The 21,417-nt window shown below is 71.0% G+C and carries 22 protein-coding genes and 1 pseudogene; 14 read left to right on the top strand and 9 right to left on the bottom strand.

Going from position 1 to position 21,417, the window contains the following annotated elements:
- Positions 1 to 224: 224 nt before the first annotated feature.
- Positions 225 to 1,580 carry a phosphoinositide-specific phospholipase C-related protein gene (locus SSP29_RS22195; protein WP_245883189.1) on the bottom strand — a complete coding sequence of 452 codons (1,356 nt, stop codon included), beginning with the start codon at positions 1,578 to 1,580 and terminating at the stop codon, positions 225 to 227.
- Positions 1,581 to 2,005: 425 nt separating this feature from the next.
- Between SSP29_RS22195 and SSP29_RS22190 the strand changes: the two genes are divergently transcribed.
- From SSP29_RS22190 to SSP29_RS22175, 4 genes are all read left to right on the top strand, one after another.
- Entirely contained in the window at positions 2,006 to 2,269 is a 264-nt protein-coding gene (locus tag SSP29_RS22190; protein ID WP_089102505.1) for a DUF2630 family protein, read from the top strand.
- Between the two features lie 162 nt (positions 2,270 to 2,431).
- A complete protein-coding gene (locus tag SSP29_RS22185) occupies positions 2,432 to 3,442 on the top strand; it encodes an amidohydrolase family protein (RefSeq protein ID WP_089102504.1) in 1,011 nt (336 codons plus the stop codon).
- Between the two features lie 105 nt (positions 3,443 to 3,547).
- Complete coding sequence (locus tag SSP29_RS22180) at positions 3,548 to 4,558, top strand: aminoglycoside phosphotransferase family protein (RefSeq protein ID WP_089102503.1); 1,011 nt, start codon at positions 3,548 to 3,550, stop codon at positions 4,556 to 4,558.
- A gap of 80 nt (positions 4,559 to 4,638) precedes the next feature.
- The gene (locus tag SSP29_RS22175) at positions 4,639 to 5,733 is read left to right on the top strand and encodes a pentapeptide repeat-containing protein (RefSeq protein WP_245883169.1); all 1,095 of its coding nucleotides are present in this window, start codon (positions 4,639 to 4,641) and stop codon (positions 5,731 to 5,733) included.
- A 34-nt stretch (positions 5,734 to 5,767) separates the two neighbouring features.
- On the opposite strand, the gene SSP29_RS22170 is transcribed toward SSP29_RS22175, so the two are convergent.
- Genes SSP29_RS22170 through SSP29_RS22160 form a run of 3 tightly spaced genes read right to left on the bottom strand, consistent with a single transcriptional unit; the run spans position 5,768 to position 7,676 of the window.
- Positions 5,768 to 6,292, bottom strand: a complete 525-nt coding sequence (locus tag SSP29_RS22170; RefSeq protein ID WP_089102880.1) for a hypothetical protein — start codon at positions 6,290 to 6,292, stop codon at positions 5,768 to 5,770.
- A 45-nt stretch (positions 6,293 to 6,337) separates the two neighbouring features.
- The gene (locus SSP29_RS22165) at positions 6,338 to 7,003 is read right to left on the bottom strand and encodes a nitroreductase (RefSeq protein ID WP_089102501.1); all 666 of its coding nucleotides are present in this window, start codon (positions 7,001 to 7,003) and stop codon (positions 6,338 to 6,340) included.
- Positions 7,004 to 7,046: 43 nt separating this feature from the next.
- The gene (locus tag SSP29_RS22160; RefSeq protein WP_089102500.1) at positions 7,047 to 7,676 is read right to left on the bottom strand and encodes a TetR/AcrR family transcriptional regulator; all 630 of its coding nucleotides are present in this window, start codon (positions 7,674 to 7,676) and stop codon (positions 7,047 to 7,049) included.
- Positions 7,677 to 7,758: 82 nt separating this feature from the next.
- Here SSP29_RS22160 and SSP29_RS22155 point away from each other — a divergent pair, with 82 nt between their 5' ends.
- From SSP29_RS22155 to SSP29_RS22145, 3 genes are all read left to right on the top strand, one after another.
- Positions 7,759 to 8,556: a sugar phosphate isomerase/epimerase family protein gene (locus SSP29_RS22155; RefSeq protein ID WP_089102499.1), complete on the top strand. Its 798-nt coding sequence runs from the start codon at positions 7,759 to 7,761 to the stop codon at positions 8,554 to 8,556.
- Entirely contained in the window at positions 8,556 to 9,674 is a 1,119-nt protein-coding gene (locus SSP29_RS22150) for a Gfo/Idh/MocA family protein (RefSeq protein WP_089102498.1), read from the top strand. Before SSP29_RS22155 ends, SSP29_RS22150 begins: the two co-directional genes overlap by 1 nt.
- Positions 9,675 to 9,795: 121 nt before the next feature.
- The gene (locus SSP29_RS22145; protein ID WP_089102497.1) at positions 9,796 to 10,323 is read left to right on the top strand and encodes a hypothetical protein; all 528 of its coding nucleotides are present in this window, start codon (positions 9,796 to 9,798) and stop codon (positions 10,321 to 10,323) included.
- Positions 10,324 to 10,545: 222 nt separating this feature from the next.
- Here SSP29_RS22145 and gad read toward each other — a convergent pair whose 3' ends face one another.
- Entirely contained in the window at positions 10,546 to 11,922 is a 1,377-nt protein-coding gene (gad, locus tag SSP29_RS22140; RefSeq protein WP_089102496.1) for a glutamate decarboxylase, read from the bottom strand.
- Between the two features lie 394 nt (positions 11,923 to 12,316).
- Positions 12,317 to 13,105: a DUF5995 family protein gene (locus SSP29_RS22135; protein ID WP_089102495.1), complete on the bottom strand. Its 789-nt coding sequence runs from the start codon at positions 13,103 to 13,105 to the stop codon at positions 12,317 to 12,319.
- Positions 13,106 to 13,586: 481 nt separating this feature from the next.
- Between SSP29_RS22135 and SSP29_RS22130 the strand changes: the two genes are divergently transcribed.
- The 4 genes from SSP29_RS22130 to SSP29_RS58575 all read left to right on the top strand — a co-directional run bounded on the left by SSP29_RS22130 (position 13,587) and on the right by SSP29_RS58575 (position 16,997).
- On the top strand, positions 13,587 to 14,825 hold the full coding sequence (locus tag SSP29_RS22130; RefSeq protein ID WP_245883168.1) for a 4-hydroxybenzoate 3-monooxygenase: 1,239 nt from the start codon (positions 13,587 to 13,589) through the stop codon (positions 14,823 to 14,825).
- Between the two features lie 332 nt (positions 14,826 to 15,157).
- Positions 15,158 to 15,754: a hypothetical protein gene (locus SSP29_RS22125; RefSeq protein ID WP_150134663.1), complete on the top strand. Its 597-nt coding sequence runs from the start codon at positions 15,158 to 15,160 to the stop codon at positions 15,752 to 15,754.
- 80 nt (positions 15,755 to 15,834) lie between these two features.
- Positions 15,835 to 16,281, top strand: a complete 447-nt coding sequence (locus SSP29_RS22120; protein WP_089102494.1) for a DUF1153 domain-containing protein — start codon at positions 15,835 to 15,837, stop codon at positions 16,279 to 16,281.
- A gap of 152 nt (positions 16,282 to 16,433) precedes the next feature.
- Positions 16,434 to 16,997, top strand: a complete 564-nt coding sequence (locus tag SSP29_RS58575) for a hypothetical protein (RefSeq protein WP_150134662.1) — start codon at positions 16,434 to 16,436, stop codon at positions 16,995 to 16,997.
- 313 nt (positions 16,998 to 17,310) lie between these two features.
- On the opposite strand, the gene SSP29_RS22110 is transcribed toward SSP29_RS58575, so the two are convergent.
- Positions 17,311 to 17,769, bottom strand: a complete 459-nt coding sequence (locus SSP29_RS22110; RefSeq protein WP_150134661.1) for a MerR family transcriptional regulator — start codon at positions 17,767 to 17,769, stop codon at positions 17,311 to 17,313.
- Here SSP29_RS22110 and SSP29_RS22105 point away from each other — a divergent pair.
- A complete protein-coding gene (locus tag SSP29_RS22105) occupies positions 17,757 to 19,034 on the top strand; it encodes an MFS transporter (RefSeq protein ID WP_275539772.1) in 1,278 nt (425 codons plus the stop codon). The genes SSP29_RS22110 and SSP29_RS22105 overlap by 13 nt on opposite strands.
- A 17-nt stretch (positions 19,035 to 19,051) precedes the next feature.
- On the opposite strand, the pseudogene SSP29_RS61120 reads toward SSP29_RS22105, so the two are convergent.
- Positions 19,052 to 19,309, bottom strand: a pseudogene (locus SSP29_RS61120) (NF041680 family putative transposase); the annotation flags it as partial.
- Positions 19,310 to 19,373: 64 nt separating this feature from the next.
- Here SSP29_RS61120 and SSP29_RS22095 point away from each other — a divergent pair.
- Both SSP29_RS22095 and SSP29_RS22090 read left to right on the top strand, forming a co-directional pair.
- Positions 19,374 to 19,811: a glutaredoxin domain-containing protein gene (locus SSP29_RS22095; RefSeq protein WP_089102491.1), complete on the top strand. Its 438-nt coding sequence runs from the start codon at positions 19,374 to 19,376 to the stop codon at positions 19,809 to 19,811.
- 120 nt (positions 19,812 to 19,931) lie between these two features.
- Complete coding sequence (locus tag SSP29_RS22090; RefSeq protein ID WP_089102876.1) at positions 19,932 to 20,408, top strand: hypothetical protein; 477 nt, start codon at positions 19,932 to 19,934, stop codon at positions 20,406 to 20,408.
- 38 nt (positions 20,409 to 20,446) lie between these two features.
- Here SSP29_RS22090 and SSP29_RS59100 read toward each other — a convergent pair whose 3' ends face one another.
- On the bottom strand, positions 20,447 to 20,944 hold the full coding sequence (locus tag SSP29_RS59100; RefSeq protein ID WP_150134659.1) for a hypothetical protein: 498 nt from the start codon (positions 20,942 to 20,944) through the stop codon (positions 20,447 to 20,449).
- Between the last annotated feature and the right edge of the window lie 473 nt (positions 20,945 to 21,417).

The following is a 21,417-nucleotide window of genomic DNA, read 5'->3' as shown; positions in this document are numbered from 1 at the left end:
CAAGCCGCCGGGCCACCCGCCCGGCACGGCGGCATCCCGGTCCCCACCCCGTTGTCCCTCCCGCAGGCCAGGACGCGTGCGGCCAGGCCGCCGATGCTCAGGGCCGGACCGGGCGTGGCCCCGCTCGGTCTGCCGACTCCCGCGCCGGATCCCGTCGGCGAACCGGTTCCATACCCCTCGCCGGCCGGGGCGGCGGCCCGCCCGCCGCCCCGGCCGGCCGCCGCTCACTGACCCGGCGTGAGGATGTACGTGTTCAGGGAGCCCACCGTGGTCAGCGGGGTGGGCGACCCGGTGTCGTAGCGGTCCACGGCCACGTAGTTGGGCTTCTTCCGGGCGGCGGGAGTGCAGAAGTTCTGCGCCCGGTTGAGGATCTTGCCGTTGTCGGTGGCGGCGGTGCCAGCGATGGGATAGTCCCGGAAGTGGTTCATCACGAACAGCGGGTGGAAGGCGGACGAGTCCGTGGTGAGCGGTCTGTCGGTGCCCCAGCGGCTGTAGCAGGACCAGTCGGAGCCACCGAGCCCGGCGCCCATGGACCAGTAGTTCTCCACGGTCCACTCGCGCTGGTACATCACCCCGAACGTGTCCCGGGTGGTCCAGCCGTTGGCGGTGTCGCTCGCCCGGGTCCGGTCGCTGAAGATCAGCAACTGCTTGCCGCGGGCCGCGAGATCGGCCATGGTGGGCCAGCCCTTGGTGGCCACGCCCTCCTGGTCGGGCCGGTACAGCACGTCGGACAGGCCGTTGACGGTGGCGAGGGACGACTTCAGCACGTCGGAGGAGACGTAGTCCTCCAGGAAGACGGTGGCGAACTGGCCGGGGTTGGCCTTGAGGAAGTCGACGATGCGCTGGACGTCGGTGGCGAGCGGGACCGGGCTGCTGACGCCGTCGCAGCTGTTGTGGCAGAGCACGGCCTGGCCGGAGACCGTGTAGTCGTCGAGCATGAAACCGCGCACCCCGTCGGACAGCTGCCGGCTGATGCCGTAGTTCTGGTTGGGGAACAGGCTGACCGGGAAGGACGCGAAGTTGCCGTCCGAGCCGTTGGCGAAGGCGTTGTGCGCGGTCAGGAAGGTGACCTGGTCGAGGGTGCGGGTGTCGGCGGAGGGTATCGCCGTGGTCGCGTAGGAGACCGGGGTGAGGTACCAGCGGGCGAGGTCGCCGGAGGAGCCGACCTGTACGGCGGCGGAGTCGGAGGACGAGCCGGTGAGGTACTGGGAGGTGCCGGGGACGCTGACGGAGTAGGTGCTGCCGGCGCCCGCGGTGATCGTCCAGGTGGTGCCGTCCGCCCCGCAGCCGGCGGTGACCACGGCGGTGCCGCTGCGTCCCAGGCAGGTGCCGGACTCGTCGGCGTTCTGGAGCTGGTAGCCACCGCTGACCGCGACGGCGGTCCACTGCTGGTGGTCCTCGTTGCCCTTGGGGTTGTGCGCGGCCACGGTGCCGCCGCTGTCGGCGGCGTTGAGGCCGGTGACGTAGTTCTGGAGGTAGACCGAGGCCGTCGGGACCGCGGCCGACGCGGTGCCCGGGAGGAACACGGGCGCCGACAGGGCGAGGACGGCGGAACAGCACAGGACGCGCAAGGAGCGCAGACGCACGGGGTATCCCTTCGCTGTGGCAGGAGTTGCCGATGGTGACAGAGCCATGACTTACCCGCCGGAATGCGTGCAGCGCCAGTCGTCCCACCTGAATTCCACATCACACAAAGGAACTTGACGCTCCGTCACCATTGCGCGGGTGCCGGCCCGCCGAACCGGTCCCGGACACCCGCGACGGCCACGACCTGCGAGGAACACACCGGGGCAAGGCCCGCGGCGACCGCTCTCCCGGCCTGCCGGGAGCTGCCGGGCCAGGGCTCCGGGCACCTGACCGCCACCGGGGTTCGGTCGCCCGACCGATGCGGTCGGGGGCCGGGTGGGAGAAGGTGGGAAGGTGGTGGGACGGAGGCGGGCGCGGAGGCACCGGCGAACGCCCCGTCGCAGCCGTGATCCACTCCGTCGTCCGGAATGAGGCAGTCATGACAGGACCAGAGGCCGAGGCCGAGAAGCAGATCCTCGGCCGCATCGCCGAAATGATCAGCCAGGAGAAGGACCTGCGTGATCGCCTGGCGCAGCAGGAGATGGACGGGACGACCGAGCACGCCCGCCTGGCCCGCCTGGAGACGGAACTCGACCAGTGCTGGGACCTGCTCCGCCAGCGCCGCGCCAGGGTCGCGGCGGGCCAGGACCCCGGTGAGGCGACCGTCCGCCCGGCGTCCCAGGTGGAGCGCTACCTGTCCTGAGACCGCACCGGCCCGACGTGCCAGGAGGGCGGCCCCCGCACCGGGGTGCCGCCCTCCTCGCCGTCGCGCGGGCGTGTTCGCCGCCCGGCGGTACGACGCTTCCCCGCACCGCGGACCGACAGGGACTGGACTCGTCGCTCACCGGCAACGATCGTGGCCGGTATGAACGATCACCGCACGGCACCCGCCGCCCCCGCCCCTGCCCACGGCGCCTCCCAGGGTCCGTCCCGCGCCGCGGGGTCGCCGGTGCCGGGTGGTGCCACCGGCGGGCAGGAGGCCGTGCCCGACGCGGGCCCCCACCAGGAGTCCGGCGAGATCCGCCGATTCCGGGAGCGGCTCGGTCTCCCCGGACTGATCGACGTCCACACCCACTTCATGCCGGAGCGGGTCCTGCACAAGGTCTGGAACTACTTCGACACGAACGGACCGCTGATCGGCGACCTCGAGTGGCCCATCACCTACCGGAAGGAGGAGGCCGAACGCACCGTCCTCCTCAGGGAGTTCGGCGTCCGGTCCTTCACCGCGATGCTCTACCAGCACAAGCCGGGCATGGCGGCCTGGCTGAACACATGGGCCGCCGACTTCGCCCGGCGCACCTCCGACTGCCTGCACACGGCGACCCTCTTCCCCGAGCCCGGCGTCGAGACGTACGTCCGTGCGGCCGTCGAAGCGGGCGCCCGGGTGTTCAAGGCACATGTGCAGGTGGGCGGGTACGACCCGGCCGACGAACTCCTCGACCGGACCTGGGGGCTGCTGGCCGACGCCGGGATTCCCGTGGTGATCCACTGCGGCTCCGGCCCGGCCCCCGGCAAGCACACCGGCCCCGGTCCGATCGCGCGGGTACTGGCGCGGCATCCGAGACTGCGGCTGATCGTCGCGCACATGGGGATGCCCGAGTACGAGGAGTTCCTCGGCCTCGCCGGGCGCTACGAGGAGGTGCGGCTGGACACCACGATGGCGTTCACCGACTTCACCGAGCGGTTCATGCCGTTCCCGCCGCGGGCCCTGCCCCGCATCGCCGCCCTCGGCGACCGTGTCCTGCTCGGCTCCGACTTCCCCAACATCCCGTACCCCTACGTGCACCAGCTCCATGCCCTGGAGAGGCTGGAGCTCGGTGAGGAGTGGCTGCGGGCGGTGTGCCACGACAACGCGGCACGCCTGTTCCTGCTGTGACCGCCGCACGTGTGGCCGATGACCGATCTCTCACAGGGAAGGTCGAGTGGCTGAATCTTCCGGAGAACGAGAGCCCCTCCGCCTGCCCCACTACTGTGACTTCGCATGACCGACTCCGAGATCGAGATCACCGCAGAGCTGGTGCACGGACTTCTCGAGGACCAGCATCCGGACCTCGCGGGGCTGCCCGTCCGCGAGGTGGCGGGCGGCTGGGGCAACCAGATGTGGCGCCTCGGGGACGAGTTGGCCGTGCGCATGCCGCGCATGGAAGGTGCCCCGGATCGCCTGCGCAAGGAGTGCCGGTGGCTGCCTGCCCTGGCCCCGCGTCTTCCGCTCCCGGTCCCGACGCCTGTGCGGATCGGCGAACCGTCCGAGCGCTTTCCGAGGCCCTGGAGCATTATGACGTGGGTTCACGGCGAGCCGCTGGACTACACCTCGATCAGCCGCGGCGACCACGCGGCCGACACTCTGGCGGGTTTCCTCAGGGCTCTCCACGTGGAGGCCCCCGCTGACGCGCCGATCAGTGAGGACCGCGGCGACCACCCCAAGAAGTGCACGGACGGGTTCGACCACTTCTTCCACGCCGTCGTCCCCGACGAACTCGCCGACGATGTCCGGGCCGTCTGGGAGGACGCCGTCGCGGCGCCCGAATGGGAGGGTCCGCCGCTCTGGGTGCATGGCGACCTGCATCCGGCGAACGTCGTCGTCTCGGACGGGACGCTCTCGGGCGTGATCGATTTCGATGCGATGTTCGCCGGCGATCCGGCGTGGGACCTCGCGGCCGCATGGGTGATCCTTCCCGCGGGTGCCGCCGCACGGTTCTTCGACGTCTACGCGCACGCGGACACGGCGACGATCCGGCGCGCCCGCGGGCTGGCTGCGATGAAAAGCCTGTTCCTCATGCTGATGGGCCAGAGCGGAGACCGGGGCCTTCCTGGCGGCAAGCCGACATGGGGACCCGCAGGCCGGGCAGCGCTCGATCGTGTTCTTCAGAGCTGGTGCTCAACCACCCCCGTCAGGCCGCAAGCTGGTCACTTGCCTGGATCATGCACGCACGCTGGCGCGCCCGGGACTGCGACCGGTGATCCGAACGAGTCGAGTGCCGTGACCGCATAGGTTGACCGGCTTCAGCCTTGCCCTAAGATCCAATGTCCATGGGGGGATTCGTTCGTGGCCGTACGCGTCCGACTCGCGCCGTGGCCGTCGCGACGGCCGTACTGGGCCTGCTCGCCGTACTGGGCGTTGTGCTTCTGATTCTTCCGGGCCTGGTGGTCGACCACGACCTGGCCGGTGGCCGCCTCGCCGCAGCGGACCGGTTGAACGCGGTGAACAATGTGCGCACCACGCTGCTGCAAGCGGTGGGCGGCGCGGTCGTGCTGTTCGGTGCCTACGCCACCTGGCGGCAGGTGCGGGTCAGCCAGGACGGGCTGCATGCGACCCGGGAGGGCCAGGTCACCGACCGCTTCAGCCGGGCCGTGGACCAACTCGGCAGCGACAAGCCGGACGTACGGATCGGGGGCCTCTACGCACTGTCGCGGATCGCCGGCCATTCCGCCCGCGATCACGAGGCGGTCGTCTCCATCATGGCGGCGTATGTCCGGACGCACCTGCCCTGGCCGCCGCAGGATCCGGGATGCCCGGCGGCGGACGCGTCGATCAATTCGGTGCTGCCCCTGGAGACCCGCGCTGCCGATGCCCAGACGGCGCTGACGTGCCTCGGGATCCTGCGCCGGGAACCGCGACCGGACTGGCTGAACGTCAGCCTCACCGACCTGCGAAGAGCCGACTGTGACGGGCTGTGGCTGCTCGGAGTCAACTTCGACGGCGCTTGCCTGGAGGCGGCAAGCGTCTACCAGGCCAACCTGAGCAAGGCGTCACTCATAGCGGCCAACCTGCGTCATACCGAACTCGGAACCTCGACTCTCCACCACACCCGCTGCATCGACGCCGATCTGCGCGGCGCGCGCCTGGTCAAGGCCGACGTGCGGGAGGCGGACTTCTCCCGTGCGGACCTGCGGGAGGCGAACCTGCGCAAGGCCCGCGCCCATGACGCCGTGTTCACCGGTGCGGACCTGCGGCTGGCCGACCTTCGGGGCTGCGACCTCGGCGGCGCGGACCTGCGGCAGGCGAAACTGGAGGGGGCACTGGCGAGCGACCTGACGATCTGGCCGGCCGGGTTCGACGCGAGGAGAGCCGGAGTCGTCGAGACCGCAGACCCCGGCGCCGAACCGGACAACCCGCTGCCGGCCGCCGCGATCACAAGGCAGGCCCCGCCTCTGCAGTCGGCCTGACGTCCCGGGCCCGCATTCTCATCGAGTTGAGCGGTCAGGCCGGCGGTCGTCCGGGCGCGGCGACGACGGCGACACCCGCCTCGCCGCTTTCGAACAGGCTCACCAACTCCGCCAGGGCCACCGGCCCGTCGCTGTGCTCGATGGTGTGGTCGATCAGCGCGACGGGCTGCTGGAAACCGTCCCGTTCGGGGGGTACGAAGTCGGTGACGGTCTCCCGGCGCACGAGGACGACCAGCTCTCCGTCGCCGGGATCGTGGGGGAGCCGGTCGAGGTGCGCGCGCAGCGCGGCCGGACGTGAGGTCAGATCCCGGGCGAGGACGTCCCGACGGGCCAGCAGGGACACGCAGAGCCGGTCCCCCTTCCGTTCGTACCGGGCCGAGAGATCCTCCGGCAGCAGGTAGAACACGCCGGGCTCACCTTCGTGCCCCCGGTTCAGCAACATGCAGGCCATCTGCTCGGCCGGATCGTCGGACGTGTGATCGAGGTCGAGGATCAGTTCCAGGGTGTCCGGATCGAGTGAAGGGATCGCGCTGATCCACATGCGGTCGGAGCCGTCCATGCCCGGCATTCAAACACACCGCTCCGCCTGGGCCGACCGGCCGGTTCACTCCCCGATGAACCTCACCGTCTCGGTCACATCGGCCCGGCCGGTGCGGACCGGTGGCGTGCCCTCGCGCTCGAAGCCCACCGCGAGACCGCACAGCAGCACCAGCCCGTCATCGGCCCCGACCAGCCGGCCGACGGTCTCGCGGTACATGGTCCACATCACCTGGGGGCAGCTGTGCAGCCCTTCCGCCCTGAGCAGCAGCATGACCGTCTGCAGGTACATCCCGGCGTCCGCCCACTGACCGGGGCCCATCGCCCGGTCCAGATAGCAGAACAGCACGACCGGCGCCCCGAACGCCCCCGAGTTCAACGCGGCGATCTTCACGGGCCGTTGCGGATCCTGGCGCTCGATGCCCAGCGCCGCGTACCGCTGGGCGGCCGCCGCGGCGAAGCGGTCCAGATACGGCGGGTTCAGCTCGGCCGGGTACATCGGATACTCGCGTTCGTCGCCCGGGTCCCCCGCCAGCGCCCTGGCCGTCGCCCGCCGCTTCAGTTCGGCCAACGGCTCGCCGGTCACGACGTACACCTGCCAGGGCTGGAGGTTCCCGCTCGACGGCGCCCGTCGTGCCGCGGCCAGCACCCGTTCGAGCACTGCCCGGGGCACCGGCTCGGCACGGAACGCGCGCACCGCCCGCCGGCTGTCCACGGCTTCGTACACGTCCATGTCGGCTCGTCCTTTCGAAACAGCCCCCCGACGGGCGGCGGAACTACGGAAGTTCGACGCTGACGAGGCTGCGGAGGAGCGTGCGCAGGTGCCCCGGCATGTCGATGGCGTCCGGGCTGAGCAGCCACTGGATCTGCAGACCGTCGATGAACGCGATCAGATCCGCCGCCAGCCCCGACGCCGCCACGTGCGGACGCAGCAGACCGCGACGCGCCAGGTCGTCGACGGCCGACTGCATCTGCCGGCGGGCACGTTCGTAGCGGGCGACGAAGTACGGGCGCGCCGGGTGGTCGGCCGCGGTGGCCTCGCTGGACAGCACCGCGAACAGGCTCACGATCAGCGGGTTGGCCTGGTTGTGGGCGACGAGCCGGAGCATGCTGGCGAAGTACTCCAGGCCGTCGTCGCCGACCGCACCCGACTGGAAGAAGTGCTCGTCGTCCTGGCGCTCGCGCTCTTCGAGGACCGCCTCCAGCAGCGACTCCTTGGTGGGGAAGTGGTGCAGCAGGCCCGCGCGTGAGACACCGCAGGCGGCGGCGAGCTGCACCATGCTCGCGTTGCGGTAGCCGACCTGCCCGAACGCGGTGAACGCGGCCTCGATGATCTGGGCGCGCCGCCGCTCCCCCTTGGGGTAGTTCCGTGGGGCCGTCCCCTGCCGCGCCGTGTCCCGTGCCATGAACGAGATGCTAACGACCCCTAGAAACCATCACCCCTGTCGGTATTCTGTTCACCGGCCGTCCGCGCCGAGAGGAGTCCCCATGTCGACACCGCAGATGTCGGTTCAGCTCTACTCCGTACGCCATGCCCTACAGGCCGACCAGAACGCGACCCTCGGCCACCTGGCCGCCCTGGGCCTGACCAACGTCGAGGCCTTCGACTTCGTGCACCGCGCGGACGAACTCGCCGACGCGCTCGCCCGGCATGGCCTGTCCGCGCCCACCGCGCACGCCGGCTTCCTGTCGCCCGACGGAGCGTCCGCGGCCTCCCTGGACGAGACGTTCCAGGCCGCCCGCCGGCTGGGCGCGGAGATCCTCTTCGACCCGTTCGTCCCCGCGGCCCGGTGGGCCGACGAGAAGGAGATCGCCCGCACCGCCGCCCTCCTGAACGACGCCGCCGAACGGGCTGCCGACCACGGACTGCGCGTCGGCTACCACAACCACTCGCAGGAGTTCGTCCACACCGTCGCCGGCGTCAACGCCTTCGACTTCTTCGCCGACCGGCTGAATCCGGAAGTCGTCCTGGAGATCGACCTGTTCTGGGCCTCGGCCGGCGGCAACGACGTCGTCGCCCTGCTGAACCGCCTCGGTTCACGGGTGCGCGCCCTGCACGTGAAGGACGGCCCCGTCATCGACGACCCGTTCACCTCGGGCGCCCCCTTCGACCCGGCCGACACCGGCCAGGTCGCCCCCGGCCGTGGACGGATAAGGCTGGACGACTCGCTGGCCGCGGCCCCGCACGCCGAGTACGCCGTCATCGAGTTCGACCACTACGACGGCGACATCTTCGAGGGCGTCGCGGCGGGCGTCACCTACCTGAACCAGAAGGGCATCGCCTGATGACGGCACGGAACCCGGTCGGCGTCGGCGTCATCGGCGCCGGGAACATCAGCGACCAGTACCTGACCAACCTCACCAGGTTCCCCGACGTACACGTGCTCGTCGTGGGCGACCTCGACACCGCGCGTGCCGAGTCCCAGGCCCGCACGTACGGCGTCCAGGAGTGGGGAACGGCCGCGGACGTCCTCGCCCACCCGGACGCCGAGATCGTCGTCAACCTGACCGTCCCCGCCGTCCACGCGGAGGTCAGCTCGGCGATCCTGGCCGCCGGCAAGCACGTCTGGTCCGAGAAGCCCATCGCCGTGGACCGGGCCGACGCACGGGCCCTGCTGGACCAGGCGGCCGCGGCCGGCCTCAGGATCGGAGTCGCCCCCGACACGATTCTCGGCCCCGGCCTGCAGACGGCCCTGCGGGCGGTCGCCCGCGGCGACATCGGCACCCCGCTGTCCGCGCAGACGGTCATGCAGTACGCGGGGCCGGATCTGTGGCACCCCGCCCCCGAGTTCCTGTTCGCCAAGGGCGCCGGCCCCCTCTTCGACATGGGCCCCTACTACCTCACCGCCCTGGTCTGCCTGTTCGGCTCGGTGACCCGGGTCGCCGCGCTGGGTTCCACCGCCCGTGCGGTCCGTACGGTACGCAGCGGAGAGCGGGCGGGCACCGAGTTCGAGGTGGCCGTCCCCACCCACGTCTCGGCACTCGCCCAGTTCGAGGGCGGCGGGGTCGGCCAGAGCGTGTTCAGCTTCGACTCCCCGCTCACCCGCACCGGATTCGTCGAGATCACCGGCACCGAGGGCACCCTGGTCCTGCCCGACCCCAACACCTTCGCCGGCCAGGTCAGGATCACCCGCGTCCAGCAGCGGGGCCGCGATCCCGAGTGGGAGACCGTCACCCCGGTGGGCATCGAGGCCGGCCGCGGTCTCGGCGTCCTGGACATGGCACGGGCCATCCGCGGCGGAGGCCCGCACATCGCCACCGGGGAGCTCGGCTACCACGTCCTGGACACCATGACGTCCATCGACGAGGCCGTCGCCTCGGGCGAGACCGTCCCTGTCGCGAGTGCCGCCCCCGGGACACCCCTCGTCCCCGAGGACTGGAACCCCTTCGGAGCCACCGCCTGAGGCACCTGCCGCGTGCCGGCAGCGTGGGCGTGGGCGCTTTATGCTCCTACGGCCCCCGTCCTCCCGCCACGGAGCGCGGGCAGCGGCATGCCACCGCGCTGGGCCGGACGAGGAAGGTGCCATGGGGGAACTGGCCGAACTCAAGGAATGGGTCGCGGTGATCGATGCGTGCATCGAGCCCGTCGCGACGAGGCCGGTGGACCTCACCGACCCCGACTGGCCGCGGAAGATGCAGGAGGGCCCGCATCCGCTGGACGAGGCGGGGATCCGGCCGGAGGCCGAGGCGGCGCTGCGGGACGTGCTCTCCCGCTACCAGGAGGGCGACCACGGCGACCGGGCCGCCCTGCGCGCGCTCCTGGCGCGGTGCCACTCGTTCACCTGGGCGACGACGCTGCCTTTCGAGCCCACGCCCCACGGCTTCCGGCAGCGGCTGGTGGAGATGTCGGTCGAGGACCAGGGCCGCGACACGCGGGACATGATGGTCGACCTGAACGGCCTGTGCGGGCAGGCCCGCGCCGCCGGTGTCGACATCCGGCCGCTCCTGCTGGAGGTGGCCGAACTCTCCAGTGAGGCCGACAAGTACGGGATGGGTTCCACCCGGGACATCCTGCTCCGAGCGGCCGGAAGGGAGCCCAGCGGGCTCTGGTGAGCGTGGGGCACGGGAGCGGGGCGCCACACCACGCGCCGGAACCGGGCGGGGGCTTGCACCGGGACACGTCGGCGATCGGGATCCTGGTGCGGCCACCGGTATGCGCCCGGGCCCGTGCCGCCAGGCCGCCGCGGAGGCCTGCGGTGACCCGGCGGCGGCCTGGAGGCACGGGTGCCGGGTACCACCCTGGACCGGCCCGGCGGTGCTGCCGTGTGCCGCCGCTCAGGCGGTGGCAGGGATCTTGGCGGCGGGTACGGGTTGGTGGGGGCGGAGTCGTCGGGTGACTTCGGTCAGGTCGGTGAGGAACGTGTCGGTGAGCTGGGTGGTGAATCCGGTGCGGACGACGAGGCGGAGGACCGAGATGTCGTGACACGGGGTGGGCAGGGCATAGGCGGGCAGGTGCCAGCCCCGTGCGCGCATGGCGTGCGAGACGTCGTGGACGGTGAAGCCGTGCGCGCCGGGCACGAGGCGGAAGGCGAAGGCGGGGAGTTGGGTTCCGTCGGTGATGAGTTCGTAGGGCGGGATGGCGCGGATACGGGTGGCGAGGGTGTGGGCTGCTGTGCGGCTGCGCAGGGCGAGGTGGTGCAGGCCTTCGAAGCCGTAGCGCAGGAAGGTGTAGTACTGCGCCGCGATGTGGGCGCCGGGGCGGGAGAAGTTGAGGGTGAAGCTGGGGGAGCGGCCGCCGAGGTAGTCGATGTCGAAGACGAGGTCGTCGGGGAGGGCGTCGGTGTCGCGCCACAGGGCCCAGCCCAGGCCGGGGAAGACGTGCCCGTACTTGTGACCCGAGGTGTTGATGGAGGCGACGCGCTCGAGCTGGAAGTCCCACATGAGGCCGGGGTCGAGGAAGGGCGCCACCATGGCGCCGGAGGCGCCGTCGACGTGCACGGGGATGTCGGTGCCGGTGGCGGCCTGGTAGCCGTCCAGGGCCATGCAGATGTCGGCGACGGGCTCGTAGGAGCCGTCGTAGGTGGAGCCGAGGACGGTGACGACGCCGATGGTGTTGTCGTCGCAGTAGGCGGTGAGAGTGTCGGGGGTGAGGTGGTAGCGGCCGGGTTCCACGGGGACGTAGCGCGGTTCGACCTCGAAGTAGTTGGCGAATTTCTTCCAGCAGACCTGGACGTTGGTGCCCATCACCAGGTTGGGGCGGGCGGTGTCCTTGCCCTGTGCCCGTCGGCGCTGCTGCCAGCGGCGTTTGAGGGCGAGGCCGCCGAGCAGGGCGGCCTCGCTGGAGCCGGTGGTGGAGCAGCCGCGGACCTGTTCGGGGTGCGGTGCGTGCCACAGCCGGGCGAGCATCCGCACGCAGCGTTCTTCCATGGCGGTGATCTGGGGGTACTCGGCGCGGTCGGCGAGGTTCTTCTCGGCGGTGTCGGCCATCAGCTGGCGGGCCTGCGGTTCCATCCAGGTGGTCGCGAAGGTGGCGAGGTTGAGCTGTGGGTCGCCGTCGAGTGCGAGTTCGTCGCGGAGCCGCTGGAAGACCAGGTCGGGTGAGGACGCCGAGTGCGGGAGTTCGTCGACGGGCAGGTACGGGTCGCTGACGGCGGGCGGGGTGAGGGTGTCGAACGCGGTCGCGGAGATGACGTCGGTATCCGGGATGGGCATGTGTGCCTCGGTGCTTTCTGGTCCGTGTGGCCCCCGTGCACTTTCGACGCTAGATCGCCGAGGGGTGCGACATCTGTGCCGATTACACCGATCCAGCGATCGATTTGCGCACCGATGAACTGAATTTTCCCTTGCGTATACGGGCGGATGGGGGCGCCAGGGGATTCCGGGCGGCGGGGGTGTCCGGGCGATGTCGATGCGACCGCGTTCTGCGCGGGGCTTGTGCGGCGCGCGTGCTCAGGCGGCGGTCAGCGGCAGGCGGGCGCGGCCCTGTTGCGCCGGTTCGGTGCGGTCCGTATGCCGTCCCGCACGCGACAGCCGAAGCCCCGCGGCCCCCTTCCCCTCGCCCCTTCTTCTTTCTCCTTTCTCCCTCCTCCGGCGGAGTGCCGGAGGGTCAGTCTGCGGGGTTGTGCCGGGTGGTGGTTTGCCGCATGGCGTTGTCGAGGTGGGTGATGACGGCTGGTACGTCGTCGTTCTCGGTGTGGCGGATGACTTCGAGGGCGGGGCGGAGGAGGCCGCCCGGCCGTGTGATGAGCCGTGCGAGTACGGCGGCGCGGATGTCGAGCCGTTCGATGGTGGCGGCGCGTTCGGTGTCGTTCTGGCCGGCGAGGAGGAGGGCGTTGTGCCAGGCCTCCTCGCGGGACTGCCGGACGCTGAAGTCGAGGATCTGCTCGTCGGTGCGGCCTCCGGCCCGGTCCAGCAGGGACATGAACGGGGACAGGGCGTCGAGGGAGTCCTGCACGGCCAGTATCACTCGCGCGAGGATGTCGTTGATCAGCTGGAAGTCGTGCTGCAGGGTGCGGATGGCGCTGCCCGGGCTGGTTCGGGCGGCGGCGATGGCCAGGTCGAGGTTGACGTGTGCGTTCACGCCGAGGAGGAGGTGCTGGACGATGATGGTGTCGGCGTCGGCGAGGAGGCCGAAGGTCTCGCGCCAGCAGCGGGGTCCGCCGCGGTTGCGGCGCCAGGCGTCGTATGCGTCGAAGTAGCGGTTGCCGAAGAGGGTGTCGAAGCGGTCCATCCGCGCGCCGTCTTCGAACAGTCCGCTGTGGATCGCGGTGCGGATCTCGACGGTCACCTGCCGGTACAGGGCCGCGAAGTATCCGGCCCGGTCGCCGGCGCGGCCGGCTTCCTGCACGATCCCGGCGAGTCTGTCCACGACGTCGTCGATGTTCTGTGCCGTCATGTACGGTTCCCCTCCCGTGGTTTGGGGGTCCGGCGCGCACACGGTGAGCTGTCGGTGTGCGGGTGGCAGCCCTGTCCTGCCACCGTGCACCGGGAGGGGGTCCTGCTGTGCGGGAAACAGGACGCGGACCCCGCAGTCTGCCCGCCGCGGCGCACCCGGGGCAGGGGGCGGGCCGACCCCTTCGCGACCACCGAGCCGGTCACTGCGATGGCCGCGATCGTGCGGCACGTGCTCGATCGAGCCCGTTGCCGGACGCAGCGTCGTTCCGGTGGCACGGGTTACGGCCCGTCCGGGGTGTTCTTCCCGGTGTGGTCTATGGCGTGATCTGTTGAGTGGCTGGGTGCGCAGGCGCGGTCTGCGGTGGCGCGGTCGGCGGTCGTTGTGCGGCGGCAGCCACCCGGCCTGGAGCGTGTGGATCCGGCCTGGAGCGCGCCGCTCCACTGTCGGCCGCACTCGGCTACGCTGCCCCTGGAGGTGCCAAGTGGACCAGGGCGCACGGCAGTTGGACGAGACGCCGGAATCCGCCACCGTCGTGGTGATCGGCGCGGGCCCGGCCGGGCTGACCGTCGCGAGTCTGCTGCGCAGGTGCGGCATCGACTGCGTCGTCCTGGAACGCCGCAGCCGCGAGCACGTGGCGCAGCGGCAGCGGGCCGGCATCGTGGAGGCCCGCGCCGTGCGGATGTTCGAGTCCTGGGGGCTGGCCGACCTGGTGCTGGGCGGCCCGCCGCACGACGGCATCCTGGAGTTCAGGGTGGACGGCGAGAGCCACCTCGTAGACGACAGCGACGGCTCGGAAGGCCCCGGAGCGCGCCTGTGCCCCCAGCAGGTCCTGGTGCAGAAGCTCACCGCCGCCCACCTCGCCGACGGCGGCGACCTGCGCTACGAGGCGGCCGACGTCACCCTGCACGACCTGACCGGCGACCGCCCGACGGTCCGCTACCGCTCCGCCGACGGCACCCCGCACGCGATCACCTGCTCCTTCGTCGCCGGTTGCGACGGCGAGCACGGCGTCACCCGCACCGCCGTCCCCGACGGCCACCTCACCGCCCACACCCTCGACCACGGCATCGGCTGGCTCACCGTCCTCGCCGACGCACCGCCCCCCGCCCACCCCCTGCTCGCCGTCAGCCCGCAGGGCTTCGCGGCGCACTTCCCCCGCGGACCGCACAGCAGCCGCTACTACCTCCAGTGCCCGCCCGACGACGACCCCGGCGCCTGGCCCGACGACCGCATCTGGGACGCGCTGCGCACCCGGCTCGCCGACCCCGCCCTGACCGCGGGCCCGATCACCGACCGCGAGACCTTCCGGCTGCGCAGCCTCGTGAACGACCCCATGCAGTACGGCCGGCTGTTCCTCGTCGGGGACGCCGCCCATATCGTGTCCCCCATGGGCGGCAAGGGCATGAACCTCGCCCTGTACGACGCCGATCTCTTCGCCCGCGCCGTCCGCGACCAGGTCCGCGACGGCGACGACACCGCCCTGCGCACCTACTCGGAGCGCTGCCTGCGGCGCGTGTGGAGCGACCAGGAGTTCTCCCACTGGCTGACCCGGACGGTCCACGACGCCGGCGACGCCAGCCGCTGCGGCCCGTTCCTGCAGCGTCTGGCCCGCGCCCGCCTCGACCGGCTCTTCACCGCCCCGGCGGCCGCGCGGGCCTTCGCGGAACTCATGACCGGCCTGGACCCGGCCCAGGACCGCCCCGCCGCCACCGGCCGCTGACCACCGCGGCCGGATCGAGGCCCTGAACCCGTTCGTACGCCGCAGGGTGTCCCAGACCCCTGCGGTGCCCCTTTGTGTGCAATACCCGATTCATCCCTCCGGGTCAAGTCACGACCCCTCGGAACGTGACCCTGCGGTGTCCGCAGGGCCTACTTGAAGTGCGGGCCTTGGACGGAATTCCTGACAGGGAATTCCTCTTCCTTTGAAACCGCGAGTTGTCCCGGTCGGGTGTTCCTGCAAGAACGCTTCACCGGCTGTCAACCGGAATTTCCGGGGCTGACAGAAAAACCCCATGTGTCGACAGTATCGACATTATCGACAGGAGAGAACCCATGACCCGTATTTCTCGTACCCGCAGCGGCATCCGTTCCAAGCGCCGGGGCTCCGGCCTCGCGGCACTCGCCGCCTCGGCCGCGGTGATCGCCGGGGGCATCATCCTTCCGGCGTCCGCCGCGATGGCCGCCCCGATGCCCGCCGCGCATGTCGTGAGCTTCGTCCACGGCGGCGGCGCCGGCGGTGACGGAGGTGCCGGAGGCGGCGGCCTGATCGGCGGCGGCGGGGGCTCCGGCGGCTCCGGCGGCGGCAGCGTCCTGGGCACCGGCGGTGACGGAGGCAAGGGCGGCAACGGCGGCAACGGCGTCCTGTCCGGCGGTGGTGGCGGCGGCGGTGGTGGCGGCGGTGACGGTGTCGTCGGCGGCAACGGCGGCTCCGGCGGCAACGGCGGCTCCGGCCTGTTCGGCGGCAGCGCCGGCTCCGGCGGTTCCGGCGGCTCCGGGATCCTCAAGGGCGGCAATGGGGGCAAGGGCGGCAACGGCGGCTTCGGTGTCTTCCAGGGCGGCAACGGCGGCAAGGGCGGCGCGGGCGGGCTCGGCGTCCTCTTCGGCGGCCTGGGCGGGGCCGGCGGCGCGGGCGGCGGCAGCATCTTCTGACCGTCTCGCCCCGGTGGGGGCGAAGGCCCGCACGGCCTCCGCCCCCCCACAACCTCGATCAAGAAAAACGGAGAACCCCCATGTCCAGAACTCGCTGGCAGCGTCCGCTCGTCCTGGCGGTGGCCTCGCTGGCCCTGGCCACCGGCACCGCGTGCGCCGCCCAGGCGGCGCCGGGTGTCACCACAGCAACCAGCCGGACGGCCCCGGCCGCCCCGTCCCACTGCGGCCACGGCGGAGAAGGCGGGAAGGGCGGAGAGGGCGGGAAGGGCGGTGCGCCCGGTCAGCCGGGAGAACCCGGCAAGCCCGGTTGCTTCGCCTTCGGCGACCTGCCCGACAAGCCCAAGTCGGAGCTCACGGGCCTGGACAAGGCGCGGATCGTGCTGACCGTGGAGTCCGGGCAAGCGAAGAAGGCCGAGGTCGTCAAGAAATACAAGATCTCCGAGAAGGAGTTCGACACCTGGGACAGGCAGTTGCGCAACGGGGACTGGGCCGCGCTGCTTGGTCTTGACTCCCTCTTCGGCTCCTGAGGAAATTCCCCCTACGCCCCGGCCCGATGCGGGCCGGGGCGTTCCTGTCAAGCCCCGAGTTCCCGGGCCGTGACGGCACGACCCAAGACCGGGTTTATTCGATACAGCGGAAACCGCAGTACGGAAAACAATTCTTCGGAAAGAGGAATGTCATGCGTACACGTTCTTGGAAGGTCCGTCTCGGTCTCACGGCCTCGGCCGCTGTCGCCGCCGGTGTCGTGGTCGGCGCGCTGGCGCCGGCCGCGATGGCGGCGCCGGTACCGCAGAGCCGTACGGCCATGGCGGCCGCCCGGCAGCTTCCCGCCGACAGTGCCCGGCCGGGCGGCGGCATCGGCCAGTTCGGGCCCATCAAGAGTGGCGACGGCAGTGTGCGGATCGGCGACCGGGTGTGTGCGGGCAACTGCAACGCAACCGTCAACGGGAGCAATGGCGGCCAGGGCGGGATCTGCGCCGGACTGTGCAACGGCAGCGCCAACGGTGGCACCGGCACGACCGGCAAGCCCGGCCGTGAGGGCGGCACCGGCGGCGCGGGCGGGATCTGCGCCGGGATCTGCGGCGGCAGCGCCAACGGCGGCACCGGCGGCACGGGCGGAGCGGCGGTGGGCACCGGCGACGGCGGCCGCGGTGGCACGGGCGGCCTCGGCGGGATCTGCCTCGGGCTCGGCTGTGAGAGCGGCGGCCGCGGCGGCACCGGCGGCACGGGCGGTACCGGCTGATGGACCACGCACCTAGGGACGAGGACGAAGGGGGGCGCGGCCGCCATCGGGTTCCGCCTCCGGGCACGCTGCTCCACGAAGACGAAGACGAAGACGAAGACGAGGACGAAGACGAGGACGAAGACGAGGACGAGGGCCCGGGCGCCGACAACCTGCCGTCGAGGGCTTGGCCGACCGCAGAGCCGCCGCCGTCCGGCAACTCCGGCCGGCCGATGCCCCCCGGGCTGTCCCGCAGCCCTTGGGACACTCGCGCGCTGGAGCAGGACCGGGCTGCCACGCCGGCCCCGTCGGCTCCGTGTGCGCCAGAACAATCTCAGGTGTCTTCTGCGGCCGGGCCGGAGGAGAGCAGCCGGCAGGTGTCGAAGTTCATGCACCCGCAGGCAAGGCAGTCTGCGACGGCATTCCGCAGGGCCTGTGTCTCCTGGATGAACCGGTCCAGTTCGGGGATCTTGCGCTCCGCGAGGGTGCGCCACTGCCGGGTGGCGCCCCGGCCGGTGTCGGTGTCCAGCAACCGGCGGATCTCGGCGAGGGTGAACCCGGCCCGCTGCGCCATTTTGACCAGCGCGATCCTCCGCAGGGCGCCGGCCGGATAGACGCGTCGGCCCGCGACTCGTCTGGCGGGCGACAACAAGTCCATGCTCTCGTAATAGCGCAAGGCCGAGGGCCGCATCCTGACCTGCCGCGCAAGATCACCGATGCCCAACTCTCGCACTGGTCCCCCCTTGACTTCAAGCGCGCTTGAACCACAAGTCTGACCGGGTGCCCATTCCATCGACAACTCGTCTGCTGCCGCCGACGTATCGGCCGCTGTTCGCACATTCCGAGTTCCGACGGCTCTTGCCGGCCCTGGCGGCCTCCGACCTCGGCGATGGGATGAGCCTGGTCGCCGTGGCGTGGCTGGGGGTTCTGATCGCGCCTCCCGGCCAGTCGGGGCTGGTCGTCGGTGCGGCGGTCGCCGCCTACGCCCTTCCCGGTGCGGCTGGTGCTCTGGCTCTCGGCCGTCGGCTGCGTCGTGTGCCTCCCCGGCGGCTACTGGCCGCAGACAGCCGGCTTCGCGCACTGCTGCTCGGGTGTGTGCCCTTGGCCTGGGCCGCAGGAGTGCTGCATCCAGTCCTTTATGTCGTCCTGCTCGCCGGATCGTCGGTGCTGCATGCCTGGGGAACCGCGGGAAAGTACTCACTGCTCTCCCAGATGCTGCCCCGAGACCAGCGGCTGGCCGCGAACGCGCTGGTCAGTTCGAGCGCCTCGGCGTCCGTCATCGTGGGTCCCGCACTCGCCGGACTCCTGGCGGCAGGGATCAGTCCGGCCTGGATCATCGGGCTCGATGCCGTGTCGTTCGCCGTCCTCGCCGTCCAGGTCGGCCGGCTGGGCGGCGATGCCCAGGCCGCAGCGACGGCCGCGCCGGTCGACAACGGACGGGCGGGCGCCGGTCTGCACCTGCTGCGCGGAGAACCCGAGCTTCTCGGCATTCTCGCACTGACCTGGTTCTTCAACTTCCTCTACGGACCGGTGGAGGTGGCGCTCCCGCTGCATGTCACCGACGACCTCCACAAAGACGCAAGCCTTCTCGGGCTGTACTGGACCCTGTTCGGGGCGGGGGCTGTCGTCGGTGGCCTGGCGGCCGGTGTGTTGCGCAAGCTTCCGCTCTGGCCGGTCACCCTGGGCATCGTCGCAGGCTGGGGCCTGATGCTCGTGCCCTTCGGGCTGGACGTGTCCACCGGCATCACCCTTGTCTGCTTCGCCCTGGGCGGCCTGATCTACGGCCCGTTCACCGCGCTGTCCTTCACCCTCTTCCAGAACCGCACGCCGGCGGCCCGGCTGACGACCGTCCTGGCCGCCCGAGGCGCCGCCCTGCTCACCGCCTCCCCGGTGGGCACGGCCCTCGGCGGCCCTCTCAGCGCCGCCCTGGGACCCCGGCAGGTACTGACCGCTTCGGGGACCGCGACCATCACCCTCGCCGTCATCGCCACCGCGGTACGCACCTGGGGGAAGCACCGGGCGCATGCGAGAGACGGATCGGCCGGAACGGGCCCGTGACCGCTGGGATCGGATTTCTTCCGTGACCGGGGCACGTCCACGTTCCCGTTGTTCAGGGCGTCGTACATGGCGCCGTGCCCGCGGTGGTGCCCGAGCACCGACGTCAGGTCGACCGGCGCCCTCACCGGCCCGTCCGCACACGGCAACGCACCGGCGAGGCCGAACAGTTCATCTCCGCGAGCGGCCAGACACTCGAACCGGTCATCCAGGTCGTCCCGGAAGCGTGGCGCTTTCGCGAACGCCTCCCGCGGAACATGACCGGGCAGCGAACTCACCTTCACATCCGGGTGAGCGACCGAGTTCGAGGACCATTTCGACTCAGCGATAGCCTTCGTCACCATGATGCGCGCCTGGATCCTGCCGATGCTTTTCGTGCTCTGCGGCTCAGCTGTCGCGACCGGACTGATCCTCAAGGGGAGCCCCGGCACGGCCGCGGCACTCATGCTGCTGTTCCTGGCATTCGCCGGCGTGAACTCGCCCCTGATCTTCCCGAGGTCGATCGGTGCGCAGGAGGCACAACGCCGCAGCGCGGTCGACGGCCGGCCGGTCGTCTTCTGGCGGCCGGGCTGCACGTACTGCATGCGACTGCGCGTCCGGCTGGGCCGCGGCGCCCGCCAGTTGCACTGGGTCGACATCTGGCGCGACCCGGCAGGAGCCGCAGTGGTGAGGGCGGCCAACGACGGCAACGAGATCGTGCCGACCGTCGTCGTGGCGGGCCGGCCACACACCAACCCCGATCCCGAGTGGGTGCGCGAGCAGCTCTCCCCTTCCGCGTGACCGGAGGCCGGACACAAGCTCAGAAGCTGGCCCGAAAACCCAAGTTCGGACAGCCCGGGATCCGTCGCCGTCCGCCAGGACCGCAGAGTGCTGTCAGTGGCTGGGGCTAGGGTCTCTGGTGTGAGTGACCACCACGACCTGTTCCTGGCGGTCGACCTGCCGCCGGACCTGCCCGAGCCGGTGCTTTCGGAACCGAGGTGGCTCCTGGGGCAGGGGGACATGCCGGCAGAGTTGAAGTCGACCGACTGGGAGTCATGGGGTGGTCCCTGGCAGACCTTCGGCGGTGGCACGGCGAGCCACTCGTTCGACGGAGCCGATATGTCCCTGCTGGTCCGTGCCGTGGACAGACCGAACCCGGACGGCGGCGAACCGTGGGCACTCACCGTCCGGACGAGCGTCCACGAGGACGACTTCGGGGTGACGATGGACGTCGTCGGGTGGCTTCTTCGGCACGCGACGACGCAGGGGTGGGTCGGGTTCGTCCGCGACTCCGGCCTGGGCCAGGTCCAGCATCTCGTACGCCACGAGGATGGCTTCGACCTGGTCGATGTCCGCCCCGTCGGAGGGCAGAAGCGTGTTCCCCGGTCATCGCGCTAGCCCGTCTCGAGACGGGGCATTCGGAACGAGCGGAAAGGTCACCCGGCGGTGTTCTCGGCCCGGGCTCGGGTGGCTCCGGGACGATCGGCCGACGCTTGGAGGAAGGGCCAGCAGTGGCGGGCAAGGGGCCGGAGCGAGTTGTTGCCGAACCGACTGAGCCGACCGACGTGCGTGTCGGAGATGTGCTGCGGGTGGTCTGCGAGCAGGTCGAAGCACGGGTCTCCAGTGATTCGCCGTACTGCATCTTCCAGCGCCTGATCGTAGGCGGCGGCGGTGCAGCCGATGGCCGGCGGTGTGCAGCCCAGCTTTCCGCACAACCGCAGCGCGGGCCGCTTGGCACCATCGGCGGAGAAGCGAATGTAGTGGTCGACGATCACGTCCCGGTCGCCCAGCGGCTCGGGCAGTCTGACCTTCGCCGTGGCCGTGCTCTCCTGGGTGCACCCGGAAGCCCTCCCCATGGACGGCGAGATGAAGGTGACCTGCACCCACACGAGGTCCGTCATCGGATCGGTGAGCACTGCCTTGAGCTTGCGCACGCACGCGTGAGCGCCACTGGGCACTGCGTGTCCAGAAGCATCGTGCGCCGGTCGCGGCTGGAAGGCCCACCGGCTGGGTGGCACGCGGCATCCAGCACCTCTGGTGACAGCCGCCTTTCGGGGTGCCGTTCGACGTCCGCGAATGCGTAGGGGATGGCGCGAACTGGCCCTGGAACAGGTGAAGTTGACGGCGTTCGGGTGTGCCGTTGTCAGTGGCGGCCGTCAGTATGGAGTGCGTTACGGGACGTGACGACCATCTGGGGGACCACATGCCATTCGTGCGGCCGTACGTGCGCTCTGATGGGACGGCGGTTCGCGGACATACCCGGTGGGTGCCGGGTGCGCGCCGGGAACTGACCGTCTTCGCTTTCGTCGGGTCGGCCGTGCTCTGGTATGGCAACAGGGCGGACGCCGGTGATACATCCCGTGCCCGGCCCCGCACTGTGTCGTACCCGATCGACTTCTCGCGCCTG

This window comes from Streptomyces hyaluromycini (assembly GCF_002217755.1).
GTDB lineage: Bacteria > Actinomycetota > Actinomycetes > Streptomycetales > Streptomycetaceae > Streptomyces > Streptomyces hyaluromycini.
Note: the sequence above shows the minus strand (reverse complement) of the source record. Positions and strands in the feature narration are given on the sequence as shown.

Bases quoted from the DNA above. Each gene is read 5' to 3' on its own strand.
- SSP29_RS22190 (WP_089102505.1), top strand. From the start codon at position 2,006: ATGACAGGACCAGAGGCCGAGGCCGAGAAGCAGATCCTCGGCCGCATC.
- SSP29_RS22185 (WP_089102504.1), top strand. From the start codon at position 2,432: ATGAACGATCACCGCACGGCACCCGCCGCCCCCGCCCCTGCCCACGGC.
- SSP29_RS22180 (WP_089102503.1), top strand. From the start codon at position 3,548: ATGACCGACTCCGAGATCGAGATCACCGCAGAGCTGGTGCACGGACTT.
- SSP29_RS22170 (WP_089102880.1), bottom strand. From the start codon at position 6,292: ATGGACGGCTCCGACCGCATGTGGATCAGCGCGATCCCTTCACTCGAT.
- SSP29_RS22165 (WP_089102501.1), bottom strand. From the start codon at position 7,003: ATGGACGTGTACGAAGCCGTGGACAGCCGGCGGGCGGTGCGCGCGTTC.
- SSP29_RS22160 (WP_089102500.1), bottom strand. From the start codon at position 7,676: ATGGCACGGGACACGGCGCGGCAGGGGACGGCCCCACGGAACTACCCC.
- SSP29_RS22155 (WP_089102499.1), top strand. From the start codon at position 7,759: ATGTCGACACCGCAGATGTCGGTTCAGCTCTACTCCGTACGCCATGCC.
- SSP29_RS22150 (WP_089102498.1), top strand. From the start codon at position 8,556: ATGACGGCACGGAACCCGGTCGGCGTCGGCGTCATCGGCGCCGGGAAC.
- SSP29_RS22145 (WP_089102497.1), top strand. From the start codon at position 9,796: ATGGGGGAACTGGCCGAACTCAAGGAATGGGTCGCGGTGATCGATGCG.
- gad (WP_089102496.1), bottom strand. From the start codon at position 11,922: ATGCCCATCCCGGATACCGACGTCATCTCCGCGACCGCGTTCGACACC.
- SSP29_RS22135 (WP_089102495.1), bottom strand. From the start codon at position 13,105: ATGACGGCACAGAACATCGACGACGTCGTGGACAGACTCGCCGGGATC.
- SSP29_RS22125 (WP_150134663.1), top strand. From the start codon at position 15,158: ATGACCCGTATTTCTCGTACCCGCAGCGGCATCCGTTCCAAGCGCCGG.
- SSP29_RS22120 (WP_089102494.1), top strand. From the start codon at position 15,835: ATGTCCAGAACTCGCTGGCAGCGTCCGCTCGTCCTGGCGGTGGCCTCG.
- SSP29_RS58575 (WP_150134662.1), top strand. From the start codon at position 16,434: ATGCGTACACGTTCTTGGAAGGTCCGTCTCGGTCTCACGGCCTCGGCC.
- SSP29_RS22110 (WP_150134661.1), bottom strand. From the start codon at position 17,769: ATGGAATGGGCACCCGGTCAGACTTGTGGTTCAAGCGCGCTTGAAGTC.
- SSP29_RS22095 (WP_089102491.1), top strand. From the start codon at position 19,374: ATGATGCGCGCCTGGATCCTGCCGATGCTTTTCGTGCTCTGCGGCTCA.